11 protein-coding genes are annotated in these 11,443 nt (G+C 72.3%); 9 read left to right on the top strand and 2 right to left on the bottom strand.

Annotated elements, in window-relative coordinates; translation table 11 throughout:
* Positions 1-293: 293 nt before the first annotated feature.
* The 7 genes from ACWEBX_RS21485 to serC all read left to right on the top strand — a co-directional run bounded on the left by ACWEBX_RS21485 (position 294) and on the right by serC (position 7,266).
* Positions 294-2,084, top strand: coding sequence for a sensor histidine kinase (locus tag ACWEBX_RS21485; RefSeq protein ID WP_451886433.1), 1,791 nt, complete (start codon positions 294-296; stop codon positions 2,082-2,084).
* The gene (locus ACWEBX_RS21480) at positions 2,081-2,488 is read left to right on the top strand and encodes a roadblock/LC7 domain-containing protein (RefSeq protein ID WP_261701833.1); all 408 of its coding nucleotides are present in this window, start codon (positions 2,081-2,083) and stop codon (positions 2,486-2,488) included. The genes ACWEBX_RS21485 and ACWEBX_RS21480 overlap by 4 nt, the downstream gene beginning before the upstream one ends.
* Positions 2,485-2,841 (top strand): DUF742 domain-containing protein, encoded by a 357-nt coding sequence (locus tag ACWEBX_RS21475; RefSeq protein ID WP_451886432.1) that lies wholly within the window; start codon positions 2,485-2,487, stop codon positions 2,839-2,841. Before ACWEBX_RS21480 ends, ACWEBX_RS21475 begins: the two co-directional genes overlap by 4 nt.
* On the top strand, positions 2,822-3,460 hold the full coding sequence (locus tag ACWEBX_RS21470) for a GTP-binding protein (protein WP_451886431.1): 639 nt from the start codon (positions 2,822-2,824) through the stop codon (positions 3,458-3,460). The genes ACWEBX_RS21475 and ACWEBX_RS21470 overlap by 20 nt, the downstream gene beginning before the upstream one ends.
* Positions 3,457-4,677: a cytochrome P450 gene (locus ACWEBX_RS21465; protein ID WP_451886430.1), complete on the top strand. Its 1,221-nt coding sequence runs from the start codon at positions 3,457-3,459 to the stop codon at positions 4,675-4,677. The genes ACWEBX_RS21470 and ACWEBX_RS21465 overlap by 4 nt, the downstream gene beginning before the upstream one ends.
* Positions 4,678-4,790: 113 nt before the next feature.
* On the top strand, positions 4,791-6,014 hold the full coding sequence (locus ACWEBX_RS21460; protein ID WP_451886429.1) for a cytochrome P450 family protein: 1,224 nt from the start codon (positions 4,791-4,793) through the stop codon (positions 6,012-6,014).
* Positions 6,015-6,147: 133 nt separating this feature from the next.
* On the top strand, positions 6,148-7,266 hold the full coding sequence (serC, locus tag ACWEBX_RS21455) for a phosphoserine transaminase (protein ID WP_451886428.1): 1,119 nt from the start codon (positions 6,148-6,150) through the stop codon (positions 7,264-7,266).
* A gap of 80 nt (positions 7,267-7,346) precedes the next feature.
* Here the strand turns inward: serC and ACWEBX_RS21450 are convergent, their stop codons facing one another.
* Entirely contained in the window at positions 7,347-8,345 is a 999-nt protein-coding gene (locus ACWEBX_RS21450; RefSeq protein ID WP_451886427.1) for a WD40 repeat domain-containing protein, read from the bottom strand.
* 176 nt (positions 8,346-8,521) lie between these two features.
* On the opposite strand from ACWEBX_RS21450, the gene ACWEBX_RS21445 reads away from it, so the two are divergent.
* Complete coding sequence (locus tag ACWEBX_RS21445; protein ID WP_451886426.1) at positions 8,522-9,205, top strand: SGNH/GDSL hydrolase family protein; 684 nt, start codon at positions 8,522-8,524, stop codon at positions 9,203-9,205.
* Between the two features lie 115 nt (positions 9,206-9,320).
* Positions 9,321-10,313: an aldo/keto reductase gene (locus ACWEBX_RS21440; RefSeq protein WP_451886425.1), complete on the top strand. Its 993-nt coding sequence runs from the start codon at positions 9,321-9,323 to the stop codon at positions 10,311-10,313.
* Positions 10,314-10,558: 245 nt separating this feature from the next.
* Here ACWEBX_RS21440 and thpR read toward each other — a convergent pair whose 3' ends face one another.
* A complete protein-coding gene (gene thpR / locus ACWEBX_RS21435; protein WP_451886424.1) occupies positions 10,559-11,149 on the bottom strand; it encodes an RNA 2',3'-cyclic phosphodiesterase in 591 nt (196 codons plus the stop codon).
* Between the last annotated feature and the right edge of the window lie 294 nt (positions 11,150-11,443).

Genomic DNA, 11,443 nt, shown 5'->3' with positions numbered 1-11,443 from the left:
CCTCGGGCTGTCCGTCGGGCTTCCCCTCGGGCTTTCCTTCCGGCCGTCCACCCAGATCCGTCATGTCTCCAGAATGCCGCCGGGCTTCGGCGGCGGCCCTCCGGCCGCGCACCCGAAAGGCCCCGATATGCGGGGGCGATCATGAAACCGCTTTTCGAAGCTTCCCAATCGGATCACGAACTCTCATATAGTGACGGCGAGTTGAGCATCATGTGTCGCTTCTCGCCCAGGACCGACCGAGGACACGACCGAGGACACGTTCTCCCCCCAGGAACACGACCGAGGACCCATTGATGACCCCGCCCCAGCCCTCCGGCGAACGACCCACCCCCCGCGCCACGGCGAAAGCCGCGCTGACCGCAGCCGTCCCGGCCGCCGCAGCCGTGGTGGCCGCCGTCCTGCTGGCCCCCGAGCCCGCCCGCGTGCCCCTGGCCTGGGGCACCGGCGTCGCCGCGGTACTGCTGTGCGCCGCCGTCACGGTGGCCGCCCACGCCGTGCAGGCCAGACGCATCGCGCTCCGCCGCCTCGACAGCGTGACCAAGGACGCCGGCCGGCTCCTGCAGGAACGCGCCCGGCTGGCCGAGGAGTTCGGCCAGGAGCGGGCCCGGCTCGCCGACGAGGCCGCCCGTGAACGCGGTCGCGCCGCCGAGGCCGCGGCCCAGGACCGGATCCGCCTGACCGATACGGCCGAGCGTGAACGAGCCCGCCTCACCGAGCAGTTCGCGGAGGAGCGGACGCGGCTCACCGGCGACCGCGCCCGGCTCACCGAGCGCAACGCCGAACTCTCCGAACGCACCCGGCGGGCCGTCGGCGACCGGGCCGCCGCGATCTCCGCGACCGCCAACGCGGCCGCCCGCATGCAGGCGCTCTCCACCGGCATGCTCGCCGACCTGCGGGCCATGGAGGAGCGGCACTCCGACGAGGACGTCCTCGCCGACCTCCTCCACCTCGACCACCGCACCGCGCAGGCGGGCCGCCTCGCCGACTCCGTCGCCGTCCTGACCGGCGCGCGCTCGGGGCGCCGCTGGGCCCGCCCGATCGTCATGGAGTCCATCCTGCGCGGCGCCATGGGCCGCATCGGCGGCTACCAGCGGGTGCGCGTCCACTCCGCCAGCGAGGCCGCCGTCTCCGGCCACGCCGCCGAGGGCGTGATGCACGCGCTCGCCGAACTCCTCGACAACGCCGCCAACTTCTCGCCGCCCACCGCCGAAGTGCATGTGTACGTCGAGGAGGTCCCGGCGGGTGTCATCGTCTCCGTCGAGGACAGCGGCCTGGTCATGGGCGACGTGCAACTGCGCCGCGCCGAACGCGCCGTCTCCGGGGAGGCGGTGGGCCCGGCCGGTCTCGGCGGCCTGACCGGCACCCGCCTCGGTCTCGCGGTGGTCGGCCGGCTGGCCCGCAAGCACGGCCTGAAGGTGTCCTTCCGGCCCTCCGCCCGCGGCGGCACCGGCGTCCTGGTCCTGATACCGCAGGACATCCTCACGCAGCCGAACATCCCCCTCGGCGCGGCCCCGCTGCCCGTCGGACCCGAGCCCGTCCCCGCCGCCCCGGCCGCCGTCGACGGCCACACGTCCGCGCAGAGGTCCCTGGACGGCCCGGAGTCCGCGCGGTCGCCGGAATCGCAGGAGTCCCGTACGCACCGGGAATCCCCCGAGTTCCCCGTGTCACCCGCGTCCCCCGTGTCGTACGCCGCCCACGCGTCCGGCGATCTCGACCCCGACCCCGTCCCGACCCACGACTCGCCCCGGCACGAGCAGGGCCTCGCGGCCACCGGCGGCCTGCCCAAGCGCCGCCGCGGACGCACCCTCGCCCACGCCGAGCGCAGCCGCTCGCACGTCACACCCCCGGCCGCCCCCGAACCCCGTACCGGCGACGACCCCAAGAACCGGCCGGCGGCCCGCTTCGGCACCTTCCGCCAGGCGGTCCGCGGCACGGCGCCGGGCGCCCCCGGGCCCGTGGCGGCCGACGATCCGGCCCCGGCGGAAGCACCGGCACGGGCCGAGGACCCCGCATCCGCGTCCACCACCGCCCCCACCCCGACCCCCACCGCGCACGCGCTCCCGGAAGGCGACACCACTTCATGACCGGCACCATCACCGCCGACGAGAAGCTCACCTGGCTCATCGAGGGCCTCCTCGAGCGCACCCCGGGCGCACGGCACGCGCTCGTGCTCTCCCGCGACGGACTGAAGCTGTGCCGCACCCCGGAGCTGTCGGTCGACCAGGCCGACCAGCTCGCCGCCATCGCCGCCGGCATCCAGTCGCTGTCCCACGGCGCCTCCGTGGAGTTCGGCGACGGCAGCGGCGGCGTCCGCTCGGCGATGGCCGAGTTCTACGGAGGGGTGCTGTTCATCGTGGAGGCCGGCGACGGCGCGCACCTCGCCGTCGTCACCGCCGAGGACGCCGACGCCGGGCTGGTGGGACACAACATGAGCGAACTCGTGGAACAACTCGGCGAGCACCTGACCTCGCCGCCCCGGTCGTCATGAGCCGTCCTGGCCGGGACGACGCGCCCGACCGGCTGTACACCCTCACCGGAGGGCGCAGCCGGTCCGGCCCGGACACCCCGTTCGACCTCGTGACGCTGGTGGTCGCCGAGTGCGATCCGGCGGTGGGCATGCAGTCCGAGCACGCCGCGATCCTGCGGATGTGCGAGCGGCCGACGGCGGTCGTGGAGATCGCGGCGGAGCTGAAGCTGCCGGTGTCGATCACCCGCGTCCTGCTCTCCGACCTCCTCTCCACCGGCCGGGTCAGCGCCCGTCACCCACACACGACGGTTCCCTCCGGCCTTCCCGATCCCGACATCCTGGAGCAGGTGCTCGTTGGACTCCGTAACCTCTGACGCTCGTGCGCCCCTGTCCGCGTCAGCCGACAACGGCCTCAAGATCGTGATCGTGGGCGGCTTCGGCGTCGGCAAGACGACCCTCGTCCGCTCGGTCAGCGAGATCCGTCCCCTCAACACCGAGGAGACGATGACCCAGGCCGGCGAGACCGTCGACGACATCAGCGAGGTGCACGGCAAGTCCGCGACCACCGTCGCCTTCGACTTCGGCCGCATCACGCTGGACACGCACAACATCCTGTACCTGTTCGGCGCGCCCGGGCAGGAGCGGTTCTGGTTCCTGTGGGACCGGCTGTTCTCCGGGACGCTCGGGGCGATCGTCCTGGTCGACACCCGTCGCATCGACGAGTCCTGGTACGCCATCGACCGGCTGGAGCACCACGGCACACCCTTCATCGTGGCCTGCAACGACTTCGGCGGGCCCGCGCACACCCCGGCGCAGATCCGCGCGGCCCTCGACCTCGACCCGCACGTACCGCTGCTCGACTGCGACGCCCGCTCCCGGGAGTCCAGCAAGCAGGTGCTGATCACGCTGGTGGAGCACATCCAGTCCCACTACGCCCGTCACGGCGCCGCGGCCGCGGAAGGCGCCCTTCAATCACCGGAGCCCGCGCTGTGACCCCCGCCTCCACCATCGCGCCCGTCCCCCTCGGCGGACCGCGGTTCCAGACCGAACCCGCCGAGCTGTACCGGGAGATGCGGCGCGACCACGGCTCCGTCGTGCCCGTCGTCCTCGACGGCGACATCCCGGCCTGGCTCGTGCTCGGCTACCGCGAACTGCACCAGGTCACCGGCGACCCCCAGCTATTCAGCCGGGACTCGGAGCTGTGGAGCCAGTGGGAGCGCATCCCCGACGACTGGCCGCTGCTGCCGATGATCGGCCGCAGGCAGCCCTCCATCCTGTACACCGTCGGCGAGCGCCACCGGGAACGCGCCGCGATGATCAGCGACGCCCTCGAAGCCGTCGACCCCTTCGAACTGCGCTCCCAGGCGGAGAAGGTCGCCGACGAGCTGATCGACGCGATCTGCCCCGAGGGCGAGACGGACCTCATCGGCGACTACGCGGCCCTGCTGCCCGTGCGGGTCCTCGCGACGCTCTACGGCTTCTCGGACGAGCAGGGTCCCGGCCTGGTCACCGCCCTGAACGACATGATCAACGGGCGTGAGGGCGCGCTGGCCGGACAGCAGCATCTGGCCTCCTCCATGGCCCGGTTGATCGCCGACCGCAAGGAGACGCCCGCCGACGACGTCGTCTCCCGGATGCTCGCCAACACCGCGGGCTTCGACGACATGGAGATCGTCCAGGACCTCATGGTCATGATGGCCGCCGGCCACCAGCCGACGGCCGACTGGATCGGCAACTCGCTGCGGCTGATGCTCACCGACGAGCGGTTCGCGGCCTCCCTGTTCGGCGGCCGGCACAGCGTCGCCGAGGCCATGAACGAGGTCCTGTGGGAGGACACCCCGACCCAGAACGTGGCCGGGCGCTGGGCCTCCCGCGACACCCAGCTCGGCGGCCGCCGGATCCGCTCCGGCGACCTGCTGCTGCTCGGTCTCCAGGGCGCCAACTCCGATCCCCAGGTCCGCACCGACAGTTCCGCGCTCACCGGCGGCAACAACGCCCACTTCTCCTTCGGTCACGGGGAGCACCGCTGCCCGTTCCCTGCTCAGGAGGTCGCCGAGGTCATCGCGCGGACCGGCATCGAGGTCGTACTGGACCGGCTGCCGGACATCGACCTTTCGGTGCCCGCCCAGACGCTGACCCGGCGCCCCTCCCCGTGGCTGCGGGGGCTGAACGAACTGCCCGTGCGGTTCACGCCCGTACCCGTCCTCTGAGACCCCCTACGCACCCGGCCGGCACCCACCCCGTCCGGCCGGGGCCCGGGGCTGTCCCCATGCCCCGGGGGAAAACGCTTCACCCCCACCCCAGCACTTGGAGGCACCCCCGCATGACCACCGGTACCGAAGAGACCCGCATAGCCCTGGACCCCTTCGTCGCCGACCTGGACGGCGAGAGCGCCGCGCTGCGCGCCGCGGGGCCGCTCGCCGCCGTCGAACTGCCCGGCGGTGTCCCGGTGTGGGCCGTCACCCACCACGCCGAGGCGCGCGCCCTGCTCACGGACCCCCGCCTGGTGAAGGACATCAACGTCTGGGGCGCCTGGCAGCGCGGCGAGATCCCCGCCGACTGGCCGCTGATCGGCCTCGCCAACCCCGGCCGCTCCATGCTCACCGTGGACGGCGCGGACCACCGGCGGATGCGCACCCTGGTGGCGCAGGCGCTGACCCCGCGCCGGGTGGAGCAGATGCGGGAGCGGATCGCGAAGCTGACGGAGAGTCTGCTCGACAACCTCAGCGGGGACGTCGTCGACCTGAAGGCCGACTTCGCCTACCCGCTGCCCATGTTCGTGATCGCCGACCTCATGGGCATCGAAGAGTCCCGGCTGCCGCGGCTGAAGGAGCTGTTCGAGAAGTTCTTCTCGACGCAGACCCCGCCCGCCGAGGTCATCGCGACCCTCACCGAGCTGGCCGGGATCATGGCGGAGACGGTGGCCGCCAAGCGTGCCGAGCCGGGCGACGACCTGACCAGCGCGCTGATCCTGGCCTCCGAGGACGGCGACCACCTCACCGACGCCGAGATCGTCTCCACCCTCCAGCTCATGGTCGCGGCCGGCCACGAGACGACGATCTCCCTCATCGTCAACGCGGTCGTCAACCTGTCCGCCCACCCCGAGCAGCGCGCCCTCGTGCTGTCCGGCGAGGCGGACTGGTCCGCGGTGGTCGAGGAGACCCTGCGCTACGCCACTCCGACCTCCCACGTCCTCATCCGTTTCGCCACGGAGGACGTCCCGGTCGGCGACAAGGTGATCCCGGCGGGCGACGCGCTCATCGTGTCGTACGGCGCCATCGGCCGTGACGAGAACGCCCACGGGCCCACCGCGGGCGAGTTCGACATCAGCCGCACCGGCAAGAACCGGCACATCTCCTTCGGCCACGGGCCCCACGTCTGCCCCGGCGCCGCCCTGTCCCGCCTGGAGGCGGGCGTCGCCCTGCCCGCCCTGTACGAGCGCTTCCCGTCCCTGGACCTGGCCGTCCCGGTGTCGGAACTGCGCAACAAGCCGGTGGTGACACAGAACGACCTGTTCGAGCTGCCGGTCCGGCTCACCGCCGAGTGAACTGACCAGGCGTGACGGCACGGCCGCCGGAGGAGCCGCCACGGCTCCTCCGGCGGCCGTGGCGTCAACATGCCCCGTCTCAGCCGACGGACGACGTTTCACCGAGGTTTCCCGGAACGGCTAGGCTCCTGGCGTGGCTGATATCCAGATCCCCGCTGACCTCAAGCCCGCCGACGGACGATTCGGCGCCGGCCCCTCCAAGGTGCGGACGGAGGCACTGGACGCGCTGGCCGCGACCGGCGCCTCCCTGCTCGGCACATCCCACCGTCAGGCCCCGGTCAAGAACCTGGTCGGCAAGGTGCGCGAGGGCGTGCGCGAGCTGTTCTCCCTGCCCGACGGGTACGAGGTCGTCCTCGGCAACGGCGGCTCCACCGCGTTCTGGGACGTCGCGACGCACGGCCTGATCGAGAACAAGTCGCAGCACCTCACGTTCGGCGAGTTCTCCTCCAAGTTCGCGAAGGCGGCCAAGCTCGCCCCGTGGCTCGCCGAGCCGACCGTGGTCTCCTCCGACCCGGGCACGCACCCCGAGCCGGTCGCCGAGGCGGGCGCCGACGTCTACGCCTTCACCCACAACGAGACCTCGACCGGTGTCGCCGCCCCCGTCAAGCGGGTCGCGGGCGCCGACGAGGGCGCCCTCGTCCTGGTGGACGCCACCTCCGGCGCCGGTGGCCTGCCCGTCGACATCGCCGAGACGGACGTCTACTACTTCGCCCCGCAGAAGTCCTTCGCCTCCGACGGCGGCCTGTGGATCGGCGTGTTCTCCCCGGCCGCGATCGAGCGCGCCGAGCGCGTCCACGCGTCCGGCCGGCACATCCCGGAGTTCTTCTCGCTGCCCACGGCGATCGACAACTCCCGCAAGAACCAGACGTACAACACCCCCGCGCTGGCCACGATCTTCCTGCTCAACGAGCAGCTCGAGTGGATCAACGGCCAGGGCGGCCTCGCCTGGTCCTCGGCCCGTACGAAGGACTCCTCGACCCGCCTGTACCGCTGGGCCGAGGACAGCAAGTACGCCACCCCGTTCGTGACCGACGCGGCCAAGCGCTCGCAGGTCATCGGCACGATCGACTTCGCCGACGAGATCGACGCCGCCGCCGTCGCCAAGGTGCTGCGCGCCAACGGCATCGTCGACACCGAGCCGTACCGCAAGCTCGGCCGCAACCAGCTCCGCGTCGCCATGTTCCCGGCGATCGACCCGGCGGACGTCGAGGCGCTGACGCACTGCATCGACTACGTGATCGAGAAGCTGTAACCGCGGAACGACGGCTGAGGGGCGTCCGGCGCGCGAGCGCGGGGCGCCCCTTCGCCGTGCGTAGGGCCCGTGACCGCGGGTCAGCGGCGGCGCAGCCGCCTGAAGCCGAACACCACGGCGAAGAGGGCCGCGACCGCGATGGCGCCGACCTTCACCTGACCACTCATCCCGTCGCCGCTCCCGCCCCCGGCGGCCGAACCTCCGCCCGTGGAGGACGAGTTGGAGCCGGACCCCGCGGCACCCGGCGCGTCCTCCGGCTCCACGGGGCTGTCCGCGCCCTCACTGCCGTACATGAGCTTCGATCCGTCGGGCGTGTAGGTGATCGACTCACCCTGGCCCTGGAGGGGCACGTTCAGGCGCTCCTGGCGTTTGATCCGGCCGTCGTTCCACGCGTAGGCGATACCGCCGAAGTAGCCGCGCACGGCGAGCTGCCGGCCGTCGGGGGAGAACGCGCCGTCCGTGACCCACAGGTCGATCGTGGCGACCGGCTTGAAGACGTTGGTCGAGGTGGCGGAGAGCTCGGCGGGACCTTCGTAGAGGTGGCCGCCGTCCTCGTCCTTGTCGGCGATGTAGACGCGCCCCGTCTTGGGATGCACCATCAGCGCCTCCGCGTTGCGGGGACCGTCCGAGTACTTCACGACGTACTGGGTGGCGCGGATCGTCTGGTCCTTGAGCACCTTCGGCTCGGGGAGCTTGTAGACCCACACGTGGTCCCACTTGCCGCCGAGGTTGTCGCCGATGTCACCGACGTACAGATCGCCGTCGGGGCCGAGGGAGATCGCCTCGACGTCCCGGGGCGCGCCGACCCCGCTCATGGTGATCCTGGCGACGGTCTCGCCCGTACGGCTGTCGACCGCGTACAGGTACGGCCCGTCGTCGCTGTCGTTGTGGGTCCAGTAGACGCCCGGGTGGATGCGTGAGGCGACGAGGCCGCTGGACTCCTTGATCCGGGGGTCCTTGACGGTGAATCCCCCGTCCCCTCCGTCGGCGAGGGCGGGCGCCGCCAGAGCGAGGACGAGGGCCGCTCCGGCAAGAGCTCCGGCGGCGGCTCCGGACACGTACGAGTGGGATCGGCGCATGGCCCAAGCCTGCCATCCCACCCGCCCGTTCACGTCGCCGCCGTCCGCCCGGACGCGTACCGCCAGGCCCCCGCTCCCCGCCAGGACCGGTGCACCGCGCCGGACCCCGCGCGGGCGTGTCCAGCCTCACACCGTCCGGGCCCATGGCATCCGGGCCGATCGTCCATGATGATCGGATGCTCAGGTTCATGCCCGTCGGCGACTCCATGACGATCGGTAGCGCGGGCGAACACACGTGGCGCTACCGGATGTGGCAGCACCTGCGCGCGACGTACGGAGGCCCGTTCAAGATCGTCGGCCCGCGCGAGACGCTCCACGACAAGGCGACGGACGCCCCCGACTCGTACGAGTACGCGGACCCTGAGTTCCCCTGCGCCCATCTGGCCGGCTGGGGCGAGGGCTGGCTGCACATGACCCCGCTGATCCGCGAGGCGGTCCGCGCCCAGCGCGCCGACGTCCTGCTGGTCTCGCTCGGCCTCATCGACCTCGGCTTCTACACCAACGCCGTCCAGACCGCCGACAACGTCCGCGCCTTCGTCGCCGAGGCCCGCGCCGCGAACCCGCGCGTCCGCATGGTCCTGCTCGGGGTGATACCGAACGTCCGCGCCCGGGACGACGCCCCCTTCGCCGCCGAGGTGACCGCGTTCAACGAGCTCCTCGCCAAGACGATCGCCGACCTCGACGAACCGCGCTCCCCGCTGCTGCTCGCGTCCCCGCCCTCCGCGTACGACATCGCCTTCGACACCTACGACGGCACCCACCCGAACGCGAGCGGCGAGCACAGGATCGCGGAGGCTTTCGCGGAGGCGATGCACCAGGCGTGGGACCTAGGCGAGCCGTATACGGCCCGGCCGGCCTGACAGGCGCGTCCGACGCTCTCCCCCGCGTCCGGCTCCGATCGCCCTCGGCCCTCTCCCCGCCGTCGCCCGGCCCGCTCTTGCCTAGAGCGCACTCCACGTCGTTGGCTGGTGAACCATGAAGTACACACAGCTCGGACGCACGGGGCTCAAGGTCAGCCGACTCGTCCTCGGCACCATGAACTTCGGCCCGCAGACAGACGAGACCGACAGCCACGCGATCATGGACGCGGCGCTCGACGCGGGAATCAACTACTTCGACACGGCGAACGTGTACGGCTGGGGCGAGAACAAGGGCCGTACGGAGTCGATCATCGGCAACTGGTTCGCCCAGGGCGGCGACCGCCGGGACCGGACCGTCCTCGCCACCAAGGTGTACGGGAACATGGGCGCCGAGGGCGACCCGTGGCCCAACCAGGACAAGCTCTCCGCCCTGAACATCCGGCGGGCGGTCGAGGCGAGCCTGAAGCGGCTCCAGACGGACTACATCGACATCTACCAGTTCCACCACGTCGACCGGTCCACCCCGTTCGAGGAGATCTGGCAGGCCGTCGACGTCCTCGTACAGCAGGGGAAGATCCTCTACGTGGGGTCCAGCAACTTCCCCGGCTACAAGATCGCCCAGGCCAACGAGATCGCCGCCCGCCGCGGCGGGACCATCGGCCTGGTCAGCGAGCAGTGCCTCTACAACCTCGCCGAGCGCCGCGCCGAGATGGAGGTCATCCCGGCCGCCGAGGAGTACGGGCTCGGTGTCATCCCCTGGTCGCCGCTGAACGGCGGACTGCTGGGCGGGGTGATCAAGAAGGAGGTCGAGGGCGGCCGCCGGGCGAGCGGCCGGTCCGCCGACGCCCTCGCCGACACGGCCGTACGCGCCCAGATCCAGGCGTACGAGGATCTGCTGGAGAAGCACGGTCTGGAGCCCGGAGAGGCCGCGCTGGCCTGGCTGCTGACCCGCCCCGGTGTCACGGGCCCCATCGTGGGCCCGCGCACCGCGGAACAGCTCGAATCGGCGCTGCGCGCGGTGGAGCTGGAACTGTCGGAGGACGTCCTGGAGGGTCTCGACGAGATCTTCCCGGGCCCGGGCCCGTCCCCCGAGGCATTCGCCTGGTAGACGAACCGTCCCCGCGGGGCGTTCGTCTCGTGGCGCGGCCGTGGCTGTCCCCGCGGGGCCTTCGCCTCGTCGCGGGACCGTGGCCGCGGGGGTGACCGCCGGACGCCGGCCGCGCGTCCGGCGTCCGCGCGTCCGGCGGTGGCGGTCGCTATCTGACCGCCGCCGCCATGGCCACGACGAAGAACATCAGCACGAGCACACCGGCCATGATCCGGTTACGGGTCTTCGGGTTCACGCCACCGAGGTTAACGGGCCGCCGGGCCGGTCCCGTCGCCCGCCCCCAGCGGGCAACCGGCCACTGTTTCGTATCGGGGCTGCTCACCGGGCACTCCCGACGTCGGCAGGTTGCTGCGGACGAGACACAGCTCACCCACCGTCCAGGACGTCCCGTCGACCGCGTCCAGCGCGGCGACGTACGGCTTGAAGTCCGCGGAGTCGCGGCTGCGGGCCACCGTCAGATGCGGCCGGTAGCGGCGGTGCTCCTCCATCTCGACGCCCGCCTTGCGGCCCGCCGCCTCCGCCCGGTCCGCCAGCAGCCGCATGGTCGCGATGTCCCCCGCGGCGCCCACCCACAGGGCCCGCCCGCCGAAGTGCCCGCCGCCGCGCAGGGACAGCGGGAACGGGTCGGTGCGCCGGCCGGCCCGCAGCAGCCGCTCCGTGAGGTCCGGGACGATCTCGTCGGCGACCTCTCCGTAGAACGCGAGCGTGAAGTGCCAGCCGGGGCGGCCGGTCCAGCGCAAGGCGTCCGCTCCCGGCATGCGCCGCAACGCGTCCACGTCCGGGGCCAGTTCACGCACCGCACCGGCAGGGGGCAGCACCGCCGCGAAGAGTCTCATGGGCCCCAGCCTTCCAGGGAACGACGGTCGGCACACGGGAGTGTGCGAGGCGACCGGACGCGCCCGCCGCTTCCGCGGGAACGTGCCGGGGCCACTGCCGAGGGTCCGCGCGGGGGCGGGAGACACGCGAGAGGCGGGAGACACGCGAGAGGCGGGAGACACGCGAGAGGCGGGAGACACGCGAGAGGCGGGAGACGCACGAGAGGCGGGAGACGCACGAGAGGCGGGAGACGCACGAGAGGCGGGAGACGCACGAGAGGCGGGAGACGCACGAGAGGCGGGAGACGCACGAGA

The organism is Streptomyces sp. NPDC005070 (assembly GCF_053600395.1).
This window is presented reverse-complemented; position numbering and strand designations above follow the sequence as displayed.

Excerpts from the sequence above, each read along its gene's own strand:
- ACWEBX_RS21485 (WP_451886433.1), top strand. The coding sequence starts at position 294 with ATGACCCCGCCCCAGCCCTCCGGCGAACGACCCACCCCCCGCGCCACG.
- ACWEBX_RS21480 (WP_261701833.1), top strand. The coding sequence starts at position 2,081 with ATGACCGGCACCATCACCGCCGACGAGAAGCTCACCTGGCTCATCGAG.
- ACWEBX_RS21475 (WP_451886432.1), top strand. The coding sequence starts at position 2,485 with ATGAGCCGTCCTGGCCGGGACGACGCGCCCGACCGGCTGTACACCCTC.
- ACWEBX_RS21460 (WP_451886429.1), top strand. The coding sequence starts at position 4,791 with ATGACCACCGGTACCGAAGAGACCCGCATAGCCCTGGACCCCTTCGTC.
- ACWEBX_RS21450 (WP_451886427.1), bottom strand. The coding sequence starts at position 8,345 with ATGCGCCGATCCCACTCGTACGTGTCCGGAGCCGCCGCCGGAGCTCTT.
- ACWEBX_RS21445 (WP_451886426.1), top strand. The coding sequence starts at position 8,522 with ATGCTCAGGTTCATGCCCGTCGGCGACTCCATGACGATCGGTAGCGCG.
- ACWEBX_RS21440 (WP_451886425.1), top strand. The coding sequence starts at position 9,321 with ATGAAGTACACACAGCTCGGACGCACGGGGCTCAAGGTCAGCCGACTC.
- thpR (WP_451886424.1), bottom strand. The coding sequence starts at position 11,149 with ATGAGACTCTTCGCGGCGGTGCTGCCCCCTGCCGGTGCGGTGCGTGAA.